The organism is Streptomyces sp. NPDC002133 (genome assembly GCF_040296405.1).
GTDB lineage: Bacteria > Actinomycetota > Actinomycetes > Streptomycetales > Streptomycetaceae > Streptomyces.
On sequence record NZ_JBEOXF010000016.1, the window covers coordinates 24,213 to 48,302 of the forward strand.

Sequence of the window (24,090 nt, forward strand, 5' to 3'; positions counted from 1 at the left end):
TCATGGTGTCCATGCCACGCGGTGTTCGCCGAGGTGGGACAGAACGGCGTGGTTCGCCTCCCATCCGTCCGGGCCGTTTCCTCCGGCCGCGCTCGCACTCCTTCGCCGGCTTCGGGCGGTGGCTCTCATGGTGTCCATGCCACTCGGTGTTCGCCGAGGTGGGACAGAACGGCGTGGTTCGCCTCCCATCCGTCCGGGCCGTTTCCTCCGGCCGCGCTCGCACTCCTTCGCCGGCTTCGGGCGGTGGCTCTCATGGTGTCCATGCCACGCGGTGTTCGCAGAGGTGGGACGGAACCGCGTGGTTCGCCTCGCACCCGTCCGGGCCGTTTCCTCCGGCCGCGCTCGCACTCCTTCGCCGGCTTCGGGCGGTGGCTCTCATGGTGTCCATGCCACGCGGTGTTCGCCGAGGTGGGACAGAACGGCGTGGTTCGCCTCCCATCCGTCCGGGAACTTCACCGTCACGCCGAGCTGCACCGGCTCCGTCGACGGGTGCTCGTCCAGGAGGTCCGTCACGCCCGCGCGGCACACCACGATGCACGCGTGCCGGTGCCGGGAGGCGAGGACGCACAGGCGGCCCGTCTCCAGGTGGAACGCCGTCGCGTCGGGGCGGCCCGACAGGGGGTGGAGGACGACCGTGACGTCGAACTCGCGGCCCTGCAGTCGGTTCGCCGTGTCCACGGCCACCCCGCTCACCCCCAGCTCGGTCAGCGCCGCCCGCACCGCCGCGGCCTGGTCGCGGTGGGCCGTGCCGACGGCGATACGGTCCGAGGTGAGCGGCACCGGATGCTCCGACCGCTCCGACACCGACGCCCCGCCGCGGTCCAGGAGCCGTCGTACCACCAGCGCCACGGCCCGCACCGCCTCCGGGTCGGTCCGCGGAGTGTGCCGGGCGGGCAGCTCCAGCAGGCCCCAGCCCGACTCGGCCGCCTCGTCGAGCACCCGGTCGGGTCCTGACCCGTCCGACGCCACCCCGAAGGTGAGCCTCCGGTCGCCGTGGCCCGTACCGCTGCGGAACGGCGTGTACGGATAGAACGCCCCCGACACCAGCGGCGCCGCCGACGCCGGCAGCCGCCACGACACCGGCAGCCGGTGCTGCGGCAGCTCCGGATTGTGCGCCAGCAGCGTGGAGACCGCGCTCGCCGACGGGTCGTACGACAGCCCGGCCCACTGGTCGGCCCCGACCACGGAGAACGGGTCGAGCTGCCCCGGATCCCCCACGAACAGCGCCCGCTCGAACAGCCCGGCCACCGCGAGCAGCGCGTCGGAGCGCATCTGGTACGCCTCGTCCACGATCGCGTGCCGCCACGGCTCGACACCCTTCACATGCGCCCACTTCGCGGCCGTCGAGATGACGACGTCGAGGCCCGCGAGGTCACCGGCCTTCGCCGACTTGCGTACGTTCTCCAGCTCGTCGAGCGCCTTGTCGTAGGGATCCGGGTCGTTGCTGTGCAGCCGGCCGACAGGGAGCTCCGGCTCCTTCTCGGCCAGGCGCAGCACCAGATCGTCCACCTGCGCGTTCGTCTGCGCGACGACCATCAACGGCCGCCCGGCCTCGGCCAGTTCGAGTGCCGCTCGCACGACGAGCGTCGACTTTCCGGCGCCGGGCGGGGAGTCCACGACGACGCCCCGGGCATCCCCGTGGAGGGTGTCGTCGAGGATGCCGGCGGTGGCGCGCGCCGCCTCGGCGCCCGGATCGAAACCGGTCGTCACAGCAGGTCCTCCGGGGTCACGGCGTCAGGGCTCTCGGCGGCATCGGTGCGGGGCGGACCGCCGTGCGTCCACGGCGTCTCCTCCGGGTCCGGGAGCTTCGGCCCGCCGCGCTGGTCGTGCTCGAACACCGTCCAGGCGATCCGCTCGCCCTTCTCCGGTACGGAACCCTCGGCCGGATCCTTGGAACGGCCCATCCGGTCCAGCAGCCGCAGCACGAGCGCGCCGTCCTCCTCGGACCGTACGAACTCGGCGGACTGCGGCTTGCCGTCCAGCGAGCGGTACACCTTCACACCCGTGCCCAGATGCGGCCGGTCGTCCGTGCGCACGGTCAGGAGCGGACGCGGTGACGGCCGCTTCGACTCGGACCAGGCCATCACCACCTCGGTGACCTCGCCGACGAACGCCTCGCCCGCGAGCCGCCGCCCCGCCAGCACCAGCGGATCGTCCAACGCCTCCTGGGCCTCCAGCTGCGCCTGGGCCGTCTCTCGCGAGGCGAGCTTCTGCGCCGCGGTCACCGCGTCGTCACGGCGCGGCTGCGGCGGCTCGCCCGCGCGGACCCGGTCGCGGTGGCCCGTGAACGACCAGCGGTCACGGGTCCAGCGGTCGGCGACCCGCGCGCCCACCGGCAGCTCCCGCAGCAGATCCAGGCCCTGCCACACTGCGTCCCAGCTCGGCCGCATGACCCCCTCGAGCAGTCCGCGGATCTCCCGCTCGGCGGCCGTCAGACGGCCCAGCTGCTCGTCCGCCGCGCCCCCGTCCTCGGCGGCGGCGAGCGCCTGGCGGGCCCGGTCGTAGCGCTCCATCGCGGGTGCCAGCAGCCTGTTGTCGAAGGCCGGGTCCGTGGCGGGACCGGCCGGCGGGCACAGCAGCTGACCGCCGGCGTCCCGCGCCAGCTCGGCGCGCAGGGCCGCCTCGGCGCCCGACTCGCCGTCGGGAGGAGCCGTCCAGGCGAGCAGTGCGCCCAGATGCTGGTCCTCCAGATGCGACTGCCCGGTCGCCCAGTGCCGCCCCAGCAGATCCGTCATCGCCAACAGCAACGACGAACCCGGTACGCGTGCCCGCTCCCCGTAGTGCGTCAGCCAGCGTCCGAGCAGCGGCACGCGCGGCGGCGCGGGATACGGGGTGTCCGGATCCTGCTCGGCCGTCCGCCGGAACCGCATCGACCGCCCCAGCAGCCGCACGAACTCGACACCGGCCCGGCTCGGCACGATCACCTGCGGTGCGTCCGCGCACAGTTCGACCTCGACCTTGACCTTCTTGCCGGTCTCGGGGTCCGTCTCGCTCCGCTCGGCGGCCTCGACGTCGTCCGCGTACGCGTCCAGATACGGCAGCACCGCCTCGGCCAGCTCCGCGAGGAAGGCGAACCGCAGATCCCGGTCGCGCGGCTGCGCGACGGTCAGCAGCCGGGGTGCGTCCCGGTCCGTCCCGACGAGCGCCCCGAGCGGCGCGCCCGCCTCTCCGGCGGTGGTGAGCGGCACGAACACGAGCGGCCGCTCGGCCACGTGCCGGTGCCGCACGGTGGCGATCGGCTGCGCCCGGCCGCTCTCGACGGCCTCCAGCCGTGCGAGGGTGGAGATCAGCGACATGCGCCCCTCCCCGCCGTACCGGCCGCTCCCCGCACGCGGGGTCCGGTGCTGCTTCCCCCGCCCCACCCCTTCCGGGCTGCGTCGATGTGCGGCTCCGCCGCGTGCGGGCTCCGCCCCGGACCCCGCGCCCCGATCGCCGGCGGGGCTCCGAACGACCCGGTCCGGCGTCCGAGGACGGACGCCCGGGCCGACGGGACGGTACCGAGCAGGCTCCCGGCTGCCGAGGGCCGGCCGCCGCAGGCGCCCCAGGACCGTCGGGCGGGTGCGAGCGGCATCGCCATCACGCCGTCCCCCGGCCCGCGCCGGATGTGGTCAGCGCTTCAGCCCGCAGCGCGGCGGCGCGGCGGAGGGCGCCGACCGCGGGGTCGGCCGGGTCGCCCGCCTCGCCGCGGGCCGCCGCGAGGATCTCGTCGACCTCCGTCAGACCGCCCAGCTCGCCCCGCACCGCACGCCCCAGCGACTCGACCGCGCCCGCGGTGCGTGCCCGCTCACGGCAGTGGAAGGCCAGCTCGCAGGCGGCCAGGCACTCGGGAGCGTAGGCCGAGGGGACCGCTTCGACGGAGGCCGCCAGTTCGCCGGCAGAGCAGGTCTCCACGTCGAAGCTCAGCCCGTCGGGCAGGGCGGCCGCGATGTCCTCGACACGGGTCAGGCGGGTGAGCTGGCGACGAGTCACCGCGAGCTGCTTGCGTACGTCGACCACGGACGCCGCCGGCAGGTTGGAGAAGTCCTTCGGGCAGACCAGCAGCACCGAGTGCCGCACCTCCGCGCCCTCGGTGAGCGCCGCGACCCGCTCCAACGCCAGCACGTACACCGCGGCCTGGCGCGCCGCCGCGCCCACCTTCGCCGCGTCCGCCGAACCGTCGACCATCGGGAAGGACTTGATCTCGACGACCGTCCACCGTCCGTCGGGATGCACCACCACCGCGTCCGGCTCCAGATACGCCGGCGAACCCGCCACCTCCAGCGCCAGCATCGGGTGGTCGAGCAGCGTCCACACCCCCGCCCCGGTCGCCTCCCGCAGTGCCAGCGCCGTGCGGGCCGCGCGGCCCTCGGGTCCGGCAGCCGTGAGGTCGGGGACCCGCGCCTCCTGGGGATCGGGGATGCCGAGCAGCCTCAGCAGCTCCGCCCCGCCGTCGGCCTTGACGCGGGCCTCGAACGCGTTGCCCCGCATGAACGCGAACTGGGACTGGCCGAACGCCGCGGGCGAACCCAGCGCCCGCGCGAGCGCCGCCTTGTCCACGCCGGCTCCGTCCAGCAGCGCGCGCCGCTTGCACCCGGGGTTCGCGGCGAGGGCCGCCAGCGCGCGGGCGTCGAGCGGATGCGGCGCGGCGGACGGGCCGCGCAGCTCAGCGAGTCGCTGCCGGAGTGCTGTCACCGGCGCCTGCGGAGGAGGTCCGCTGTCCAGGGATGTGCTCACCCGCGGAAGTCTCGCATCCGCCACCGACAATCGTGGACCTGTTGACCCAGGCACCCCGTCCGAACCTGGTCCTCGTCCGCTCCGCGAACCGCATCGCCGGCCTCGTGAGCAGCAGCCCGGCCCCCATCACGGCGACACCCCCGACCGCGTCGAGGAAGTAGTGGTTCGCCGTGCCCATCACCACCAGCGTGGTCAGCGTCGGATAGGCGATCGCCAGCGTCTTCGTGAGCACGCCCCGGCCGTGCAGCCACAGCATCACCCCGCACCAGAGCGCCCAGCCGACGTGCAGACTCGGCATCGCCGCGTACTGGTTGGTCATCCCCCCGAGACCGCGCGGCGCGCTCGCCTCCCCGCCCCACCAGCCGTACGAGCTGAACTGCGCCATGGTGTCGACGAACCCGTGTCCCGCGTCCAGCAGTCGTGGCGGGCACGTCGGCAGGAGCGTGAACCCGATGAGCCCGAGCAGGGTCGAGGCCATCAGCCAGGTCCGCGCCGCCCGGTAGCCGGCGGGGTGCCGGCGGAACAGCCAGACCAGGATGGCGGGCGTGGCCAGGTAGTGGAGCGAGGCGTAGGCGAAGTCGGCGGGTATGCCGAGGCCCGGGGTGCGGGTGAAGAGCCGGTTGAGCGGGTGCTCGAAGTTGATGTGGAAGCGTTCCTCCAGGCGCAGGATCCCCACGCCGTGCCCGACCGCGTCCGCCGTGTCCCCGCGCGCGAGCAGCCTTCCGGCCGAGTACGCCGCGTACACCACGATGATGAGCGGCAGTTCGGTCCACCACCGGGGCCTCCGTCCGACCGGCTGCCGAAGCGACTGCCGGCCCGGCGCTCCCGCGGGCCGCCGGTCCGGCCCGCTGTCCGGGTCCCGGCGCGGTCGGCGGCTGCTGTGCGCGGTCTGCGGCATCCGGACGCGTCTCCCTCGTGTCGTCGGAGCGGCCAGCGGCCGGCGATCAACCGTACGGCGTACAGGACGCGAGGCGACGGGTCGAGGTTGCCCGGACGTCACCGCGAGTTCAGTTGGGCGATGATGGGGATATGGCACCGCGCATATTTCTCGCCCGTCACGGGCAGACGGAATGGTCCCTGCGGGGCAGGCACACGGGGCGGACGGACATTCCGCTCCTGGACGAGGGGCGCCGGGGCGCGAAGCTGCTGGGGGAGCGGCTGCACAAGGCCCCGTGGTCGGGGCTCCCGGACGCAGTGATCCGTACCAGCCCACTCGTCCGGGCGTACGAGACCTGCGAACTCGCAGGGTTCGCCGACCGCGCGCAGCCCTGGGACGCGCTGATGGAGTGGGACTACGGGGCGTACGAGGGTCTGACGCAGGCCGAGATCCAGGCGATCGAGCCCGGCTGGATGATCTGGCGCAACGGCGTTCGCGACGGCGAGACCATGGAGCAGCTCTCCGCCCGCGCGGACGGGATCATCGAGTGGGCGCGCTCGGCCGACCGGGACTCGCTGCTGTTCGGGCACGGGCACATCCTGCGGGTGCTGTGCGCGCGTTGGATCGGGGAGGACGTGTCCTTCGCCGCGCGGATCAAGCTGGATCCGACCAGCCTGTCCGCTCTCGGGTGGGCGTACGGGGCCCCGGCGCTGGAGCGCTGGAACGACACGGGCCACCTGGGGACCTGACCCCGCGCGCGTGCCGCTCCGCGGGTCGGCGGGTGGTTCGTCCCCGAGGACCGTGGCGCCCTGGGCGCGTCACCGGGGCCGGACGCCTCACCGGGTGGCCACCGCTCTCGCTCTGGGTGTCCGTGCGTAGCGGTCCAGGAAGTCGGCGACCCCCGCCGCGTGGCGTAGTGGGGTCAGCACGCGGGCCGTTTCCGCGAGCAGCGCGCGGATGCGTGAGGACTGGACGTCGTCGAGCAGGTCGAGGACCTGGCCGGCCGCCGCCGCGGCTTCCGCGGGTGCACCCGCGCGGGCGAGGTCGGCGGCGAGCTGGGCGCGGTAGAGGGCGAGGTTGCGGGCGAAGTGCGGGTCCTGGAGGGCCGCCGCGCGATGGGCGTGGCGGGCCGCGCGGCCCCACTCGCCCAGCGTCGACCAGCACTGGGCCTCCAGCGCATGGAGCTCGGGCTCGCCGAAGAAGGACATCCACTCGGGGTCCGTGTCCGACGGCCCCCGGCCGAAGAGCGTATGGGCCCGGGACAGTGCCTGCTCGCAGGCCGCCCGGTCGCCGAGCCCCGCCCAGGCGCCCGCCTCCCGCAGGTTCAGCAGCGCCAGCAGTCGCGCCGACGACAGCTTGCCGGCCGCGCGCTGCCCGGCCTGCGCGGCCCGCACCGCCTCCCGGTACCGGCCCGCGTCCCTGGCCAGGAACGACGTGTTGCAGAAGGCGTGCGCCTCCAGGGCCGGGTCACCGGCGACCCGCGCCGTCGCCAGGGCCTCCGCGTAGTGCGAGCGGGCCTCTTCCTTGCGGCCCGAGTCATGGGCCAGCCAGCCGACGGAGATGGCGAGCTCGCCCGCGCCCGCGGCCAGCCGGTCGGCGGTCGAACCACGCGTGGTCGTGCCCGCGTCGAGCAGCGCGTACGCGGTCCGCAGCGGCTGTGCGGCGCGCTGGTAGAGGCCGTCGGCGCCGTGGCGGTCGTCGAGCAGCCGGATCTGGCGCACCGCCTCCTCGACGGCCCGCACCTCGGGCTCGCCGATCCGCGGCCGGGGCACATCGGCGCGAAGCCCGTCGGCGCGGAGAGCCTCGGTGTTCGGCAGGGGGCCGAACCCCAGGGATGCGGCGGCCATGGTGACCGTGCCGCTGGTCATGAATGCGCGACGTAGCACGTCGCTCTCCTCGTTGCTGTAGGTGCTGTTGCTGCTGTCGGAGCCGATGGGGTCGGTGGCGCTGTGGGGGGCGAGGGCGCTGTCGGCGCCCGTGGGGCCGCCGTCAGTGGTGCGCGCCGCCCGGCCCCGTACCGTCTCGCGGGCCGAGAACCCCAGATCCGCCAGGGTCGTGCCGGGGAACATGTGCAGGAAGACCCGCTCGTAGGCGTAGTTGGGGCAGCGGATCTCACCGGCCTCCACGCGCCCGATGTAGCGGGCGTCGCAGGCGACCTGCTCGCCGATCTCCCGGGCGGCCCGGCGCACGAGAGCCGCGAACTCCCCCGGCGAGCGCTGTCCGCGCAGCCGCCGGAAGGTGAGGTTGGGAACTGCCCGTGACGACGCCATGGCCGAGCCCTCTCCTGGTACTGCCGGCGCCCTCTCCTGTACGGAGACGTTCCATGCTCCGGCGGAGGAAGAACGTACCTGCTGTGACGAGCCGGATACGCAGGGTTTGGCTACAAACGGGATATCTCACCCACGATCCGCCATGAACTGCCATCCTTTGCGGCGGCGTGCCGCCGTAGCCGTTGACGCCGGCGAGCGTTGAACCATGCGGGGACACGGAACGTGCTCCCACTCGGCGAGGAGGGGTTCCCTTGTTGGAGGTCGGCATGGAGACCAGCAGTGGCCCGCGGACGAGTGCGACGAGCGCGCAGCACCTGCCCACCGAGGAGTACAGCGCGGCACCGGGCCAGGCCCGTCCGGGCACCGAGGAGGGCGGCGAGCCCTCCGTGCCCTGCGACCTGGTGACCGTTCCGGCCCGCCAGGGCCTGGAGGCGGTCGACATCCTGCGCCGCGGTGGCTCCCCGGCCGTCGGTCCCGTACTCCACGACGGCAGCTGCGACACCCTCGGCTTCCTGGTGCCGCCCGGCACCGCGGACGGCTGGGACATGCCGGGCAGCGCCTGTACGCAGACGTCGGGCCGCGGACTGCGCATCCCCGCGGAGCCCCCCGTCTCCGGCAGCGGCTGGCTGCTTCCTCCCGGCGACAGCGGCCCCGTCACCGACCCGGTGGTGCTCCGCGAGGCCCTCGGCGAGGCCGCCCGCATGATCGAGGCAGCGGACAGCATCTGAGGCCCGCCTTCCGGATCTGGCCTGGCGCGCTGACACAGCACCGCGCCCGTCCGCCGGCACCGGGGCCCCAGGCCGTGCCGGGGCCCGGGGTGGGCGGCACCGATAATGGCCGGGTGGCAAGGAAGAAGCAGCGCGGTCGCACGGCGGCTCCCGAGACCGTCGTCGAGGCCGTGGACGGCGGGCTCGCCGAGCTGATACCCGACCGCGAGCGCCCCCGGGGCTGGACGCTCGTCATCGACGGCGCCCCTCAGTCCCATGTCGACCTCGACGACCCCGCCCTGCTCACCTTCGAGTACCAGCGCCGCCTCGGCCATGTCATCGACCTCGCCGCGCCCGCCGGGCGGCCCGTGAACGCCGTCCACCTCGGCGGCGGCGCTTTCACCCTCGCGCGGTACATCGCCGCCACCCGCCCGCGCTCGACGCAGCAGATCGTCGAGGTCGACGGACCTCTCGTCCAGTTCGTCCGCGCCCGCCTCCCGCTCGACCCGAACGCCCGGATACGGGTCAGGTCGGCCGACGCCCGCGCGGGGCTCGGCAAGCTCCCCGACGGCTGGGCGGACCTCGTCATCGCGGACGTCTTCAGCGGGGCCCGCACTCCCGCCCACCTCACCAGTACGGAGTTCCTCGCCGAGGTGCGCCGGGTGCTGAAACCCGGCGGGCACTACGCCGCGAACCTCGCGGACGGCCCGCCCCTCGCCCATCTGCGCGGCCAGATCGCGACCGCGGCCACCGTTTTCCCGGAGCTCGCGTTGGCCACCGACCCGACCGTGCTGCGCGGGCGCCGCTTCGGCAACGCCGTACTGCTCGCCTCCGACGTGCCGCTGCCGGTCGCCGAGCTGACCCGCCGGGTCGCGGGCGACCCGCACGCGGGCAGGGTCGAACACGGAAAGGCGCTGGCCGACTTCACCGGGGGCGCGGCCGCGGTCACCGACGCGACCGCCAGGCCCTCGCCCGTCCCGCCGCCGTCGGTGTTCCGGACGTAGGGCCTGCCCCGGCCGTAGGGGTTGTCCCGTACGCAAGGCCTGTTCCGGCCCTCGCCGCCTGGCGTCAGCGCTCTTCGATCTCGACGCGTGGAGCCGTGTCGTGCCAGGTGCAGAAGACGTCGATCTCCCGCCCGCCCTGCGAGAACGTCACACGGATGTACGTGGGTTGCTTCCAGACCTGCATCGTCCAGCCGGAGGCCGGGGTCGCCGAGACCAGCTCCGCCGAAGCGGTTCCGATGTCGAAGGCGACCCGGCCGCCCTCGACCGAGTAGCTCTTCACGTTCGCCGAAGCCGTATGCGACGACGGCGGCTTGGTCGTGGCCGGCTTGTCGCCGGGCTTGTCGGCGGGTGAGGACGCCGAGGGCTTCCGGGTGTTGTCCGGCTTCGCACCGGTGGACGCCGAGGGCGACGGCGACTTGGGGCTCTGCGTCGACGACGACTCGGGCGGGGCGGCCTGCGTGGTGCGGCCGTCGGTCGTGATCGGCAACGCGCGGGGCCGGTCGTACGCCGTCCCCGCCATCACCGTGTGCACACCCCACCACGAGAGGGTGACCGCCGCGCCCGTGGCGAGCGACCAAGCCATGGCGTGTACGAGTCCTCTCCGCATCCCGGCCATACTGCACTACGTCCGGGCCCATGTCCCGCGGGGGACCTTCGTACTCCGGATGGCGTACGGTGCCGCCCATGGCAAGTGTGCTCGTGGTCGAGGACGACCAGTTCGTGCGATCCGCCCTGATCAGGCACTTGACCGAGGCCTCCCACACCGTACGGAGCGTCGGGACGGCCCTGGAGGCGCTGCGCGAGGTGGCTCATTTCCGGTTCGACGTGGTGATTCTCGACCTCGGACTGCCGGATCTGGACGGGGCCGAGGCGCTGAAGATGCTCCGTGGCATCACCGACGTACCGGTGATCATCGCGACCGCGCGCGACGACGAGACGGAGATCGTACGGCTGCTGAACGACGGCGCCGACGACTACCTCACCAAACCGTTCTCGGTGGAGCATCTGTCGGCGCGGATGGCCGCGGTGCTGCGGCGTTCGCGGGCGGCGGCGGGTGAGGCGCCGCCGAGCAGGGTGATCCGGGTCGGTGGACTGACGGTCGACCCGCTGCGCCGGCAGGCCGAACTCGACGGGGACCGACTCGACCTGACCCGCCGCGAGTTCGACCTGCTCGCCTTCCTCGCAGGGAGGCCGGGTGTCGTCGTCCCGCGCAAGGAGCTGCTCGCCGAGGTGTGGCAGCAGTCGTACGGCGACGACCAGACCATCGATGTGCATCTGTCCTGGCTGAGAAGGAAATTGGGGGAGACGGCCGCTCGCCCCCGGTATCTGCACACCCTTCGCGGGGTGGGAGTGAAGCTGGAGCCGCCGCAGTGAGATGGGCGCTGGTCAAGGTGTGCCTGGCGGTCACGGCGATGGTCGTGATCGCCTTCGCCATACCGCTCGGACTCGTCATCCAGGAGATGGCCAGGGACCGGGCCTTCTCCAACGCCGAGCGGCAGGCCGCCGCCATCGGTCCCACGCTGTCCATCACCGTCGACCGCGACCAGCTGGAGCGGGCCGTCGCGTCGACCCAGGCGGGCGCCGCGGGGCGGATGGCCCTCCACATCCCCGCATCGGACGAGACGGGCGGCCAGGAGCTGGCGATCGGTATCCGGCGCGCGGCCGTACGGGATGTCGTCACCACCGAGCAGATGGGCCGCGCCTCCATCACCGAGGTCACCGGCGGCTCCGCGCTGCTCCAGCCGACGGCGCTCAGCTCCGGGAAGATCGCGGTCGTCGAGGTGTTCGTACCGGAGGACGAGGTCGGCAACGGCGTGACCACGGCCTGGCTGGTCCTCGCGGCGGTCGGAGCGGCGCTGATCGTCGGTTCGGTCGCGGTCGCCGACCGGCTCGGCGTACGGATGGTGCAGCCCGCCCAGCGGCTCGCGGGCGCCGCGCACGACCTGGGCGAGGGCAGGCTCGGGGCGCGCGTACCGGAGGAGGGGCCGACCGAGCTGCGGTCCGCCGCGATCGCGTTCAACTCGATGGCGGACCAGGTGGTGCAGCTGCTCGCCAACGAACGGGAGCTGGCCGCGGACCTGTCGCACCGGCTGCGCACGCCGCTGACCGTGCTCCGGCTCAACGCCGCCTCGCTGGGCACGGGCCCCGCGGCCGACCAGACCAGGGCCGCCGTCGAGCAGCTGGAACGCGAGGTGGACACGATCATCCGTACGGCGCGGGAGGCCAAGCCGCAGACGCAGGCCACGGCTCCGGGCGCGGGCTGCGACGTCTCCGAAGTCGTGCGTGAGCGCATGGAGTTCTGGTCGGCACTCGCCGAGGACGAAGGACGCAAGGTGCGGCTCGCGGGCGTGGACCGTCCCGTACGCATCCCCGTCGCCCGGCCCGACCTGACGGCGGGACTGGACGCGTTGCTCGGCAACGTCTTCCGCCACACCCCGGAGGGCACGGCCTTCTCGGTGGACGTGCACAACGGCGAGGACGCCGTGATCGTGCTCGTCTCGGACGCGGGACCCGGTATCGAGGACCCGGAGGCGGCGCTGGAACGCGGCAACAGCGGGGGCAGGGACGGCTCGACGGGGCTCGGCCTCGACATCGTGCGACGGGTCGCCGAGTCGACCGGCGGCGATGTGCGCATCGGGCGCTCGGTGCTCGGCGGCACGGAGGTCCGGATCTGGATCGGTCTCGGCGACGCGACACGCGGCCCGTCACAGGCGCGGCTGGGCCGCAGGGCGGGGCGGCGCAAGCGCAGAGGTCTCAACCATTAATCGCCACCCATGCGGTCCTTAAGCGCACCCTAAGAACCTCAACCACTGTCCGAATCAGGGCAATTGCCCGATCCGCTGCCGCTAGCGTGCTGCCGCACCCCACCCCCGTTACACAGAGGCAGGCACGCGATGGGCAGCAGCAGCACGCACCGGCGCAGGGCGAGCGGCAGGACGAAGGCGATCGGCGCGGTCGTGGCCGCCGCGATCATCGGCGGCGCGGCGTTCGCCCTCACCGGCACGGCGCAGGCGGCCGCGGTCGGTGCCGCGTACACCAGGACCAGCTCCTGGGACAGCGGCTACACCGGTCAGTACGTCATCACGAACGACACCGGCAAGGCCCGCTCCGGCTGGACCCTCGAATTCGACCTGCCCGCCGGCACCACGATCAGTTCCCTCTGGAACGGCGACCACACCGTGCAGGGTCAGCACGTCACCGTGAAGCCCGCGAGCTGGAACAAGGAGCTCGCACCCGGCGCGTCCGTCACCGTCGGGTTCGTGACCTCGGCAAGCGGCAAGGCGGGCGACCCGTCCGGCTGTCGCATCGACGACACCGCGTGCTCGGTCGACGAGGGCGCGACGCCGCAGCCCAGTGGCCGCCCCACGGAGCAGCCCACCCCGTCCCCGACCGCGACCGCTCCCACGACTCCGCCCAGCCCGACCGGCACGCCGACGCAGACGGTGACGCCGACCCCGGTGCCGACCGCCACCGTTCCGGTGGGCAGCGGCGCCAGGTTCGCGCCGTACATCGACACCTCCCTCTACCCGGCGTACGACATGCTCGACACCGCCGCCAAGACAGGGGTGAAGGACTTCACGCTCGCCTTCATCACCTCCGGCGGCGGCTGCGCCCCGCTCTGGGGCGGCGTCACGGGCCTCGCCGACGACAAGGTCGCGGCGCAGATAGCGGCCCTGCGCGCCAAGGGCGGCGACGTCCGCGTCTCCTTCGGCGGTGCCGCCGGACACGAGCTGGCCCTCAACTGCGCGTCGGCGGGCGAGCTGGCGAAGGCGTACGGCAAGGTCGTCGACCAGTACAAGCTCACGAAGGTCGACTTCGACATCGAGGGCGCGGCCCTGCCCGACACCGCCGCCAACACCCGCCGCTCGCAGGCCATCGCGCAGCTCCAGAAGGAACACCCGGGGCTCGACGTCTCCTTCACGCTCCCGGTCATGCCGGAGGGCCTCACGCAGCCCGGTGTCGACCTGCTCGCGGACGCCGGGAAGAACGGCGTGAAGGTCGCGGCGGTCAACGTCATGGCGATGGACTACGGACCCGCGTACAGCGGCGACATGGGCACGTACGCGATCCAGGCCGCCACCGCGACGCAGGCACAGATCAAGGGTGTGCTCGGGCTCTCGGACGCGGCGGCCTGGAAGACTGTCGCCGTCACCCCGATGATCGGCGTCAACGACGTCACGACCGAGATCTTCAAGGTCGACGACGCGACCCAGCTGGTCGACTTCGCCAAGTCGAAGGGCATCGGCTGGCTGGCCATGTGGTCCTCGACCCGTGACAAGCAGTGCGCGGACGGCGCGGTCAACCGCGCCGACGCGACCTGCAGCTCGATCCTCCAGGAGCCGCTGGCCTTCACCAAGGCGTTCGCCGCCTACAAGTAGCCACTGCCCGCCCCCACACAGCGTGCCCCGGCCGGAGCCGCCCCCCACCCGGCCGGGGCACGCGTCACGCGTCGGGCAGCACACCCGTCCTGGCCAGCTGTCCGTACCAGCGGGCGCTGGACTTCGGGGTGCGGGCCTGGGTGTCGTAGTCGACGTAGACCGCGCCGAAGCGCTTGCCGTAGCCGTACGCCCACTCGAAGTTGTCCATCAGGGACCAGAGGAAGTAGCCGCGGACGTCGGCCCCGTCGGCGATCGCCCGGTGGACGGCGGCGAGGTGGCCGTGCAGATAGCGGATCCGCTCGGGGTCGTGGACGCTGCCGTCCGCCGCGGGCTTGTCGGGGTAGGCCGCCCCGTTCTCGGTGATCATCAGCGGCAGTCCAGGCGCTTCGCGCGTGTGGCGCAGCAGCAGGTCGTACAGCCCCGACGGGTCGATGGTCCAGCCCATTTCCGTGACGTCCCCGGGCGGTTGGTGGAACGCGACGGAGTCCGCGCCGGGCCAGGGGGAGTGCTCGCTCGCGCCGTGGCCGTCGTTCCGCTCGACAGTCCGGCCGTCACTGTCGGCGGCGGTTGATACGACAGCGGGTGAGTAGTAGTTGATCCCGAGCGAGTCCAGGGGGTGCCGGATGAGGGCCAGATCGTCGCCGTGGACGAACGACCAGTCGGTGAGATGCGCGGTGTCCGCGAGGAGATCCTCGGGGTACGAGCCGTGGAGCATCGGACCGGTGAAGATCCGGTTGGCCAGCGCGTCGATCCTGCGACGGGCGTCCAGATCGGCGTCCGACTGCGTGCGGGCCCTGACCGCGCTGGGGTTGAGGCTCACCGACAACTGCGCCCGGGCGGGAAGCGCGCTGCGCAGAGCCTGGGCGGCGAGACCGTGGCCCAGGTTGAGGTGGTGCGCGGCGCGCAGTGCGGCTGCCGGGTCGGTGCGGCCGGGCGCGTGGACGCCGGAGCCGTATCCGAGAAAGGCGCTGCACCAGGGCTCGTTGAGGGTGGTCCACCGCTCGACCCGGTCGCCCAGCGCCTCCGCGACGATACGGGCGTAGTCGGCGAAGCGGCTCGCGGTGTCCCGCTCCGGCCAGCCGCCCGCGGTCTCCAGTTCCTGCGGCAGATCCCAGTGGTAGAGGGTGAGCAGGGGCGTGATGCCGTGCTCCAGCAGGTCGTCGACGAGTGCCCGGTAGAAGTCGAGGCCGCGCTGGACGGCGGGGCCGCGGCCGGTCGGCTGTACGCGCGGCCATGAGACCGAGAAGCGATACGCGTTGACGCCGAGGTCCGCCATCAGCCGGACGTCCTCGGCGCGGCGGTGGAAGTGGTCGACGGCGACGTCGCCCGTGTCCCCGTTCTCGACCTTGCCGGGGGTGTGGCTGAAGGTGTCCCAGATCGACGGCGTACGGCCGCCCTCCCGCGCGGCGCCCTCGATCTGGTACGCGGCGGTGGCGGCGCCCCACAGGAAGCCGGGCGGAAAGCTGACGGACTCGGACATGGAGAGCTCCCAACGGTACGTAGGGACAGAAAGAGTGAGCAGGCGTCAGTTGTCAGCCCTTGACCGCGCCCTGCATGATGCCGCCGACGATCTGCCTGCCGAAGATCACGAAGGCGATCAGCAGCGGCAGCGTGCCCAGCAGCGCTCCGGCCATGATCACCGACTGGTCGGGGATGTAGCCGCGGCCCAGCCCGGTCAGCGCGACCTGCACCGTGGGGCTGCCGTTCTGCGTCAGCGCGATGATCGGCCAGAAGAAGTCGTTCCAGGCCATCACGAAGGTCAGCATGCCGAGCACCGCCATCGCGGGCCGCGCGGCAGGGAAGACCACGTGCCACACCACCCGCCAGCTGCCGGCGCCGTCCACGCGGGCCGCCTCGATCAGCTCGGTCGGCAGCGCCTCGCTCAGGTACTGCCGCATGAAGAACACACCGAAGGCGCTGACCAGGGTGGGGAGGATGACGGACTGCAGCTGGTCCGTCCAGGACAGCTCGGCGATCAGCATGTACAGCGGAACGACGCTCAGCTGCGGCGGCACCATCATCGTGCCGATCACGAGCAGCAGGAGGAGGTTCTTGAAGCGGAACCGGAGTTTGGCGAAGGCGAATCCGGCGAGCGTGGAGAAGAGCACCGTGCCCGCCGCGACCGACCCCGCGACGACGGTGGTGTTGAGCAGCGCCGTACCCATGTTGGCGTCGGTCCAGGCGATCTCCAGGTTCTTGAAGAGATTGCCGCCGAACCAGAAGGGCGGGGGAGTCTGCGCGAGCCGGGTGTTGTTGCGGGACGCCGCGATCGCCGTCCACACCAGGGGGAACAGCGAGCCCACGGTGAAGACGATCAGTACGGCGTAGGTGATCCGTCCGCCGCGCAGTTGCCTGCCCGCGCGGACCCGCTGCCGCTTGGTGGTCGTGGTCAGCACACCGGCCCCCTACACGCTCTTGCGGAGCCGGCGCACCAGCAGCCAGTTCACCGCGCCGATCAACAGCAGGATCAGGAACATCGACCAGGCGATCGCCGAGGCCCGGCCGAGATGGAGATTCACCCAGCCCTGCTCGTACAGATAGAGCCCGAGCGTCTGGAACTGGTGGTCCGCGCCGCCCGTCGCTCCCGCGCTCCCGTTGAACAGCAGCGGCTCGCCGAAGAGCTGGGTCGCGCCGATCGTCGACACCACACAGGTGAAGAGGATGGTCGGCCGCAGCGAGGGGATCGTGACGTGGACGAACTGCTGCCAGCGCGAGGCCCCGTCCAGCGCGGCCGATTCGTACAGGTCGTGGGGGATGGCCTGCATCGCCGCCAGGTAGATCAGCGCGTTGTAGCCGGTCCAGCGCCAGATGACGATCGTCGAGACCGCGATCTGCGAGGTCCATGTGCCGTTCTGCCAGTCGACGGGGTCGATCCCCACCGTCCCCAGCGCCCAGTTGATCATTCCGTAGTCGCGCCCGAAGAGCAGCACGAAGACGAGCGTCGCCGCGGCCACCGACGTGGCGTACGGGGTGAGGACGGCGACCCGGAAGAACATCGAGGCGCGCAGCCGGTAGTTGAGCAGATGCGCGATGCCGAGCGCCATCAGCAGCTGTGGGACGGTGGATATCAGCCCGATGGTGACGGTGTTCTGTAGCGCGTTCCAGAAGAACTCGTCCTCCAGCAGGCGGGAGAAGTTGCGCAGCCCCACCCACTCCATGTCGTTCGGCGCCGTCAGCTCCACCCGGTGCAGCGAGGCCCAGCCGGTGTAGAGCAGCGGGAAGAGCCCGAAGGCCGCGAAGAACACGAAGAACGGCGCGACGAATGCGTACGGGCTCCACCGCACGTCCCGCCGGTACCAGCGGCTGCGCCGTGCGCGGCGCCGTTCGGCCGCGGCGGCGCCCTCGATCCGGGCACGCGCCGGGGCCGCGCCCTCCTCCCCCTCGGAGGGCGCGGCGGCAGTGGTGTCACTTGCCATGCCGGTCAATGGTCCGGTCCCTGTCACTGGTCCAGCGCGTTGTCGATGGCCTTCACCGCGGCGTCCCAGCCCTCCTTGGAGGACTTGCCCTTCTGGTCGACCTGGAGCATGCCGATGTCTCCCAGGTTCTGGGCGATGACCAGGTCCTTCGGGCCGACGATGGTCACCGGGATGCCCTCGGCGGCCTTCGAGAAGATCTCGCCGATCGGGGCGCCTGCGAAGTACTCGTGCTCGGCGCCGGACACGGCGGGCAGCGCGTACGCGGCGGACGCGCTCGGGAAGCTGCCGCGCTTCTCGAAGAGCTTCGCCTGCTGCTCGGGGGCGGTCAGCCAGGCCGCGAGCTTCGCCGCCTCCGTCTTGTTCCTGCCCGCGTCGGGGACGACCAGGAAGGAGCCGCCCCAGTTGCTGGGCTTGGGCGCAGGGGCAACGTCCCACTTGTCCTTGCCGGCCGCCCCGGCCTTGTCCTGGATGTAGCCGAGCATCCACGCCGGGCAGGAGACCGTGGCGAAGGTGCCGTTGGCGTAGCCCTGGTCCCAGGCGGGCGTGAACTGCTGGAGCTTGCCGGTCAGACCCTCGGTGGCGAAGGAGGCCGAGACGTCCCAGGCCTCCTTCACGGCCGGGTTGGTCTTGTAGATGATCGCGCCGTTCGCGTCGTAGAAGCGTTCGGCGCTACTGCCGAGGATCGCGTTCATCACGCCGGTCGCGGAGTCCACGAAGGCCGTGCCCTTGGGCGCCTTCGCCTTGAACTGCTTTCCTGCCGCGAGGTACTTGTTCCAGTCGCCCGCCCAGAGCTTGCCGACGGCCTCGCGGTCGGTGGGCAGTCCGGCCTTGGCGAAGAGGTCCTTGCGGTAGCAGATCCCCTGCGGGCCGATGTCCGTGCCGAGCCCGACCGTCTTCCCGTCCTTGGTGGTGGCCTGGGCCCACTTCCAGGGCAGGAAGCTGTCCTTGCTGACACCCTCCGCCTTGCCCAGGTCGACGAGCTTGTCGGCCTGCGTCGCGGTGATCTCGGCAATGTTGTTGACCTCGATGGCCTGGATGTCGGCGAGCCCGCTGCCGGTGCCCAGGTGGGTGAGCAGCTGCGGGTAGTAGTTCTCGTTCCGCTCGATGGAGGTCTGCTCGATGACGATGTTCTTGTTGAGCTTCATGTACTCGTCGTAGAGCCCGGCCTCCTTGAGCCCGAAGGCGCCGAAGACTCCCACCGTGATCGTGGTCTTGCCCTTGGCGTCGCCCCCGCCCTTCGAGCTGCCGCCGGCGGGTTCGTCGCTGTCCTCGGCACAGCCGGCCAGCAGCCCGGCGCCGAGCGCCGCGACGACCGCGAGGATTACGGTCTTGCGCATTGCGTCCTCCTTGTGCCCTGACGTGCCGACCCCCCGGCCAACTGAGGTGCTGCGCCCGTTCGTTGAAGCATGCGGCTCGGGCGGGGAACGTGCGGGTTCTGTATGAGTGAGGTACGGTGGGAGCGCTCCCATGCGTGATGTGTTGAAGGGTCGCGGCTCCCCGGAAGGGTGTCAAGGCACCCGGCACGTTATGTTCTCGGCCAGGGGACCTCCGGGAGGCGGACATGGTGGATCGCCGGAAAAACGGTGTCCGGGCGGGCGTAGCGGGCGCCCGGTCCGGAGTCAGGAGCGGGCGCAGACCGACCCTCGAAGAGGTCGCCGCACGCGCCGGGGTCGGCCGCGGCACGGTCTCCCGGGTGATCAACGGCTCGCCGCGGGTGAGCGACGAGACCCGGGCCGCCGTCGAGGCCGCGGTCGCCGAGCTCGGTTACGTACCCAACCGCGCGGCCCGCGCGCTCGCGGCCAACCGCACCGACGCCATCGCCCTCGTCGTGCCCGAGCCCGAGGCGCGGTTCTTCGCCGAGCCGTACTTCTCCGACATCGTCCGGGGCGTCGGTGCGGCCCTCGCAGACACCGACCTGCAGCTGCTGCTGACGTTCGCCGGTTCGGACCGGGAGCGCCGCAGGCTCGCCCAGTACCTGGCCGCGGACCGCGTGGACGGTGTTCTGCTGGTGTCCGTGCACGCCGACGACCCGCTGCCCGACCTGCTGGAACAGCTCATGATCCCGGCAGTGATCAGCGGCCGCCGCTCGGCGGACGAACCGCTGGCCGCCGTCGACTCCGACAACACCGAGGGCGCCCGCGGCGCCGTCGGCCATCTGCTGTCCCGCGGGCGCCGCGCCATCGCGACGATCACCGGCCGCCTCGATGTGTACGGCGCCCAGTGCCGCCTCGACGGCTACCGCGAGGCCCTCGCATCGGCGGGCCTGCCCCCCGACGAGCATCTGATCGCGCCCGCAGACTTCACCGAGGAGGGCGGCCGCCGCGCCATGCGCGACCTGCTGGAGCGCTGTCCCCACCTGGACGCGGTCTTCGCCGCCTCCGACGTCATGGCCGCGGGTGCCCGCCAGGTCCTGCGCGAGGCGGGCCGCCGCATCCCGGACGACGTGGCCCTGGTCGGCTTCGACGACTCGGCGGTCGCCCGCCACATGGACCCTGCCCTCACCAGCGTGCGCCAGCCCATCGAGGAGATGGGCCGCGCGATGGCCGGGCTGCTGATCCACCAGATCGCCTCCGGCGGCGGACCGGACCGCCCGCAGATGGTGCTCCCCACGGAGCTGGTGGTCCGCGACTCGTCGTGACCGTGCGGTGTTGCCTGTGCTTGTGCTTGTGCTTGTGCTTGTGCTTGTGCTTGTGCTTGTGCTTGTGCTTGTGCCTGTGCCGCGTTCCGCCCGCCGCGCGTTCCCCGGCGCCGCCACGTGTGCGTCGCGCACAACGCCGAAGGGCCGGTCCGCCTGCGCGGACCGGCCCTTCGATCAGGGTGAGTGACGGGACTCGAACCCGCGGCATCCTGGACCACAACCAGGTGCTCTACCAGCTGAGCTACACCCACCACGACCGGTCGTTCTTCCGACCGGCCGAGAAAAAGTGTACAGGGTCCGAGAGGGTGCTCGCGCCCGTGTTTACGTCCCCCTGTCGGGGGACCTGCTTACGAGCGGGGCGCGAGCGGTCCACGGCTACGTCGCGGGGAGTACGTGGCGCGCGGCGATCGACCTCGCGGTGTCGGAGTCGGGGCCGGGCTGCGGGACGAAGATCGCCTCGCGGTAGTAGCGCAGCTCGGCGATGGATTCACGGATGTCGGCGAGGGCCCGGTGGTTGCCGTTCTTCTCCGGACTGTTGAAGTACGCCCTCGGGTACCAGCGGCGGGCCAGTTCCTTGACCGAGGAGACATCGACGATCCGGTAGTGGAGATACTCCTCCACCTTCGGCATGTCGCGCAGCAGGAAGCCGCGGTCGGTGCCGACCGAGTTCCCGCAGAGCGGCGCCTTGCCCGGCTCCTTGACGTGCTCGCGTACGTACGCCAGCACCTGCTCCTCGGCGTCGGCGAGTGTCGTGCCGGCCGCGAGCTCGTCGAGGAGACCCGAGGCGGTGTGCATCTGCCGCACCACTTCGGGCATCGTCGTCAGTGCCGCGTCCGGCGGGCGGATCACAATGTCCACCCCTTCACCGAGCACGTTCAGTTCCGAGTCGGTGACCAGTGCGGCCACCTCGATGAGTGCGTCGTCGGACAGCGAGAGCCCGGTCATCTCGCAGTCGATCCACACCATGCGATCGTTCATGCGTCCTACCTTAGGCCGACCGGCGTTCGACGGGCGGTGTCGCATGCCCCCGATCACCGGTCGGCCCAGGGTGTCTTCCGGATCAGGCCTGGTGCACACTCCGCTGGCCCGGGAGCGCGGGCCGCCCGGGGGCGTACGCGTCGGAATGCGGCTTGCCCGGTTCCGGCAGCCCGCCCGGGGCCGTGGCCGCGGCCGCCGCGGGGCGCCTCGCCTGCGGACCCGAGGCCTGCGCCGGAACGACGGCCTCCACCGCCGGGGCCGGCACACCGGACTCGCCCTGCGGGCGCCGGGCCCGGTACGCCGCGCGGTAGGCGGCCGGGGACGAACCCAGCTGGCGCCGGAAGTGGCCGCGCAGCGCCACCGGCGACCGGAAGCCGCAGCGGCCGGCGACCTCGTCCACCGAGTAGTCGGACGTCTCCAGCAGCCGCTGTGCCTGCAGCACCCGCTGCGTGATCAGCCACTGCAGGGGAGCGCTCCCGGTGAGCGAGCGGAACCTGCGGTCGAAGGTCCGCCTGCTCATGTAGGCGCGCGCCGCCAGCGTCTCCACGTCGAACTGCTCGTGGAGATGCTCCAGAGCCCAGGCCACGACCTCGGCGAGCGGGTCGGAGCCGATCTCCTCGGGTAAAGACCTGTCGAGGTAGCGCTCCTGTCCGCCACTGCGCCGCGGCGGTACGACCAGCCGGCGGGCCAGTGCCCCGGCGGCCTCCGCGCCGTGGTCCGTCCGCACGATGTGCAGACACAGATCGATTCCGGCCGCGGTCCCGGCGGACGTGAGGACATCGCCGTCGTCGACGAAGAGCTCACGCGGATCGACATGCACCGACGGATAGCGCTTGGCCAGCGTCGGCGCGTACATCCAGTGCGTGGTCGCCGGGCGGCCGTCCAGCAGTCCGGCGGCGGCCAGGACGAACGCCCCGGTGCACAGCCCCACGATCCGCGCGCCCTCCTCGTGGGCACGGCGCAGCGCGTCGAGCGCGTCCGCCGGCGGCGGTGAGGTGATGGACCGCCAGGCCGGTACGACGACGGTCCCCGCTCTGCCGATCGCCTCCAGCCCGTACGGAGCGGTGAGTTCGAGTCCCCCTGTGGTCCGCAGGGGTCCTTCCTCACCGGCGCACACGAGCAGCCGGTAGCGGGGAACTCCGGCGTCCTGGCGGTCGATTCCGAACACCGAGAGCGGGATGGAACTCTCGAAGATGGGGCCGCCGCTGAACAAAAGCACCGCGACGACCTCACGGCGGCGGCGCCCGGAAAGTTTCCGCGCGACCTCCGGTGCGGCGGAGTCCTGACTCATGACGCTAAGCCCCCCTCGGTGTTCGCGTCTCCCCGTTCGTTTCGTGCCTGTCGCTCCTGCACGTTTCCCCTCGGTTCTGCACGAGTCCCCAGCCTTCGATACTCATGATCGAATCTACTGCGTCCCGTGGTGCCGGCGTGACAAGTTCCGAATCCGGCACATTGTCGACAAGGCAACTTGGCGCGAAGCATTCGATCACGAAGCGTTCCACTCACGGGCCGCGCAGGGAAGTGGGTCTCGCATGCATGGCCCGTCCCCGTAGGGTGCGAGCGACCGTGTCGCTCCTTTCTTGCCTGGTGGCAAGCGGGTTGACGGGGCATTCGCGCAAGGACGGGCCGCAGACGGGAAGTTGGCTGAAAATATACGGGTGCGCGCGTGACGAGGTCGTCAATCCCCCGGCGCATTCCGCGCTCGCCGGCCTCCGCCCCTGTGCGCCCCCGTACGAACGGGCAGTGTCGCGGCCCGTTCCGAACGGCGCAGCAGCACCTGGCAGGCGGCCGTCATGGCAGCGAGTCCTGCCGCTGTTGCCACGGCCCCGCCGACGGGCGTGCCGTACGCCACGAGCACGACGGGGACGAGCAGACAGCAGAACGTCCCCCAGCGCACCACGTCGCCCGCGGAGTCGGCGCGGCCGTCCGTGCCGTAGCAGGGGACGCGCTCCGGCGGGTTGTGCGCGTGCGGACGCTGTTCCTGGCGCCGTTCCTGGTGTGGCACCCCCCGACGGCCCTTCGGCCGCTCGGGTTTCGGCTTCGGCGCCTGCGCCTGCGTGGGCGTCGGGACAGAGTTGCGGGCGGCCGGTGATGCGGGCACGGACAGCTCCTGGACGTGATGGGGCGACCGAGTACCAACGAGGAGCGGAACGTTCCGGTCACTGCGCGGTCATCGCGTGGCAGGGCGCGCCGCACGGCCCGCGCCGGCGCAGCCGCCGAAGCCTGTATGGGACAGGCGCCATTGCCATACGGAGCGTGCTCGTGCATGCTCCCTTGAACGCCGTGAGTAGGGCTGCTGCCCCTGGGCAGAGGAGGAGTGTCGCCGTACCCTTGGGGTATGGGCTTGGGAAGAAGATTCCCGGACACAGCTCAGCCGCCCACCGTCGCCCTCCCATGAGGACCCAATCGCCGAGACACCGATGGCCGGTCACGAATTTCCCGAACCCGCGGACCGCAAGCAGGTCGCCGATCACATGTCGGATCTGCGAGCGGCGGAAGAGTCACGCCATTCCTGCGATCCCGCCTTCCGGCACGGAGTTGTCGTCGGCTTCGACGGATCCACCTCCAGTGAGCGGGCCCTGGCGTACGCCATCGGCATGGCCAGGCGCTCCGGTTCCGGCCTGATCATCGTGCACGTCGCCAACCGCCTTCCCACCACTGTGTGGGCGGGCTGCGAGCCACCGGTCTTCGTCGACGTACCGGACCACCGCACGGAGGTGCTCGGCCTCGAGCTCGCCTGCGCCGACTATCTCTCCGAGGTGCCGTGGATCCTCGTCGAGCGCGGCGGCGACATCTGCCATGAGCTCGAGGAAGTCGGCCGGGAGTATTCGGCGGACGCGATCGTGGTCGGCTCCACGCACGGCATCGTGGGGCGCATCTTCGGGTCGGTGGCCGGCCGGCTCGCCCGGCGCGCGCAGCGGCCCGTGGTCGTCATTCCCTGACCGTCGGCCGTGGCCCGCCGGACACCCCTCGTTCGCCCAGGTCGGGCAGCGTTCATAACTTTTTGACGACCGTCAAATCTACTCGCCCGTACAGGTGGATTGTGCGCTTGTGAAGGGTACATAAGGGTGGCTGGGAACCAGCACCTACGCGCGCATGAAGGGAGCC

General features: G+C 72.0%; 21 protein-coding genes and 1 tRNA gene. 8 read left to right on the forward strand and 14 right to left on the reverse strand.

Features of this window, described 5'->3' with window-relative positions:
• Window positions 1-375 precede the first annotated feature (375 nt).
• From ABT078_RS18180 to ABT078_RS18195, 4 genes are all read right to left on the reverse strand, one after another.
• Window positions 376-1,710, reverse strand: a complete 1,335-nt coding sequence (locus ABT078_RS18180; RefSeq protein WP_351228773.1) for an AAA domain-containing protein — start codon at window positions 1,708-1,710, stop codon at window positions 376-378.
• The gene (locus tag ABT078_RS18185) at window positions 1,707-3,296 is read right to left on the reverse strand and encodes a hypothetical protein (RefSeq protein ID WP_351228775.1); all 1,590 of its coding nucleotides are present in this window, start codon (window positions 3,294-3,296) and stop codon (window positions 1,707-1,709) included. The genes ABT078_RS18180 and ABT078_RS18185 overlap by 4 nt, the downstream gene beginning before the upstream one ends.
• Before the next feature lie 280 nt (window positions 3,297-3,576).
• Window positions 3,577-4,713 (reverse strand): hypothetical protein, encoded by a 1,137-nt coding sequence (locus tag ABT078_RS18190; RefSeq protein ID WP_351228777.1) that lies wholly within the window; start codon window positions 4,711-4,713, stop codon window positions 3,577-3,579.
• Window positions 4,643-5,611: a phosphatase PAP2 family protein gene (locus tag ABT078_RS18195; RefSeq protein ID WP_351228779.1), complete on the reverse strand. Its 969-nt coding sequence runs from the start codon at window positions 5,609-5,611 to the stop codon at window positions 4,643-4,645. Before ABT078_RS18195 ends, ABT078_RS18190 begins: the two co-directional genes overlap by 71 nt.
• Before the next feature lie 131 nt (window positions 5,612-5,742).
• On the opposite strand from ABT078_RS18195, the gene ABT078_RS18200 reads away from it, so the two are divergent.
• Window positions 5,743-6,339 (forward strand): histidine phosphatase family protein, encoded by a 597-nt coding sequence (locus tag ABT078_RS18200; RefSeq protein WP_351228781.1) that lies wholly within the window; start codon window positions 5,743-5,745, stop codon window positions 6,337-6,339.
• An 87-nt stretch (window positions 6,340-6,426) separates the two neighbouring features.
• Here ABT078_RS18200 and ABT078_RS18205 read toward each other — a convergent pair whose 3' ends face one another.
• A complete protein-coding gene (locus ABT078_RS18205) occupies window positions 6,427-7,860 on the reverse strand; it encodes an NsdA family TPR-like regulatory protein (protein ID WP_351228783.1) in 1,434 nt (477 codons plus the stop codon).
• 266 nt (window positions 7,861-8,126) lie between these two features.
• Here ABT078_RS18205 and ABT078_RS18210 point away from each other — a divergent pair, with 266 nt between their 5' ends.
• Together ABT078_RS18210 and ABT078_RS18215 are read left to right on the forward strand one after the other, a co-directional pair.
• Window positions 8,127-8,588, forward strand: a complete 462-nt coding sequence (locus tag ABT078_RS18210; RefSeq protein WP_351228785.1) for a hypothetical protein — start codon at window positions 8,127-8,129, stop codon at window positions 8,586-8,588.
• 113 nt (window positions 8,589-8,701) lie between these two features.
• Window positions 8,702-9,571 (forward strand): spermidine synthase, encoded by an 870-nt coding sequence (locus ABT078_RS18215; protein ID WP_351228787.1) that lies wholly within the window; start codon window positions 8,702-8,704, stop codon window positions 9,569-9,571.
• 64 nt (window positions 9,572-9,635) lie between these two features.
• Here the strand turns inward: ABT078_RS18215 and ABT078_RS18220 are convergent, their stop codons facing one another.
• Window positions 9,636-10,187 (reverse strand): hypothetical protein, encoded by a 552-nt coding sequence (locus ABT078_RS18220; RefSeq protein WP_351228789.1) that lies wholly within the window; start codon window positions 10,185-10,187, stop codon window positions 9,636-9,638.
• 68 nt (window positions 10,188-10,255) lie between these two features.
• Between ABT078_RS18220 and ABT078_RS18225 the strand changes: the two genes are divergently transcribed.
• The 3 genes from ABT078_RS18225 to ABT078_RS18235 all read left to right on the forward strand — a co-directional run bounded on the left by ABT078_RS18225 (window position 10,256) and on the right by ABT078_RS18235 (window position 13,950).
• Entirely contained in the window at window positions 10,256-10,945 is a 690-nt protein-coding gene (locus tag ABT078_RS18225) for a response regulator transcription factor (RefSeq protein ID WP_351228791.1), read from the forward strand.
• Window positions 10,942-12,336: a sensor histidine kinase gene (locus ABT078_RS18230; RefSeq protein WP_351228793.1), complete on the forward strand. Its 1,395-nt coding sequence runs from the start codon at window positions 10,942-10,944 to the stop codon at window positions 12,334-12,336. Before ABT078_RS18225 ends, ABT078_RS18230 begins: the two co-directional genes overlap by 4 nt.
• Before the next feature lie 129 nt (window positions 12,337-12,465).
• Entirely contained in the window at window positions 12,466-13,950 is a 1,485-nt protein-coding gene (locus ABT078_RS18235) for a glycoside hydrolase family 18 protein (RefSeq protein WP_351228795.1), read from the forward strand.
• Between the two features lie 64 nt (window positions 13,951-14,014).
• Here the strand turns inward: ABT078_RS18235 and ABT078_RS18240 are convergent, their stop codons facing one another.
• From ABT078_RS18240 to ABT078_RS18255, 4 genes are read right to left on the reverse strand one after another with little or no spacing between them, the layout of a single operon-like run.
• Window positions 14,015-15,430 (reverse strand): GH1 family beta-glucosidase, encoded by a 1,416-nt coding sequence (locus tag ABT078_RS18240; RefSeq protein WP_351228797.1) that lies wholly within the window; start codon window positions 15,428-15,430, stop codon window positions 14,015-14,017.
• Window positions 15,431-15,482: 52 nt separating this feature from the next.
• On the reverse strand, window positions 15,483-16,346 hold the full coding sequence (locus tag ABT078_RS18245; protein ID WP_351228799.1) for a carbohydrate ABC transporter permease: 864 nt from the start codon (window positions 16,344-16,346) through the stop codon (window positions 15,483-15,485).
• Between the two features lie 9 nt (window positions 16,347-16,355).
• Window positions 16,356-17,366 (reverse strand): carbohydrate ABC transporter permease, encoded by a 1,011-nt coding sequence (locus ABT078_RS18250; protein WP_351228801.1) that lies wholly within the window; start codon window positions 17,364-17,366, stop codon window positions 16,356-16,358.
• Window positions 17,367-17,389: 23 nt separating this feature from the next.
• Window positions 17,390-18,703, reverse strand: a complete 1,314-nt coding sequence (locus tag ABT078_RS18255; protein ID WP_351228803.1) for an ABC transporter substrate-binding protein — start codon at window positions 18,701-18,703, stop codon at window positions 17,390-17,392.
• A 224-nt stretch (window positions 18,704-18,927) separates the two neighbouring features.
• Here ABT078_RS18255 and ABT078_RS18260 point away from each other — a divergent pair, with 224 nt between their 5' ends.
• Entirely contained in the window at window positions 18,928-20,004 is a 1,077-nt protein-coding gene (locus ABT078_RS18260) for a LacI family DNA-binding transcriptional regulator (protein ID WP_351228805.1), read from the forward strand.
• A 178-nt stretch (window positions 20,005-20,182) separates the two neighbouring features.
• Here ABT078_RS18260 and ABT078_RS18265 read toward each other — a convergent pair.
• The 4 genes from ABT078_RS18265 to ABT078_RS18280 form a co-directional block, all read right to left on the reverse strand.
• Window positions 20,183-20,255: transfer RNA gene (locus ABT078_RS18265), tRNA-His, on the reverse strand.
• A gap of 124 nt (window positions 20,256-20,379) precedes the next feature.
• Complete coding sequence (gene orn / locus ABT078_RS18270) at window positions 20,380-20,982, reverse strand: oligoribonuclease (RefSeq protein ID WP_351228807.1); 603 nt, start codon at window positions 20,980-20,982, stop codon at window positions 20,380-20,382.
• 82 nt (window positions 20,983-21,064) lie between these two features.
• Window positions 21,065-22,273, reverse strand: coding sequence for a helix-turn-helix domain-containing protein (locus tag ABT078_RS18275; protein WP_351228809.1), 1,209 nt, complete (start codon window positions 22,271-22,273; stop codon window positions 21,065-21,067).
• A gap of 387 nt (window positions 22,274-22,660) precedes the next feature.
• On the reverse strand, window positions 22,661-23,083 hold the full coding sequence (locus ABT078_RS18280; protein ID WP_351228811.1) for a hypothetical protein: 423 nt from the start codon (window positions 23,081-23,083) through the stop codon (window positions 22,661-22,663).
• A 319-nt stretch (window positions 23,084-23,402) separates the two neighbouring features.
• On the opposite strand from ABT078_RS18280, the gene ABT078_RS18285 reads away from it, so the two are divergent.
• Window positions 23,403-23,924: a universal stress protein gene (locus ABT078_RS18285; protein ID WP_351228813.1), complete on the forward strand. Its 522-nt coding sequence runs from the start codon at window positions 23,403-23,405 to the stop codon at window positions 23,922-23,924.
• Window positions 23,925-24,090 lie beyond the last annotated feature (166 nt).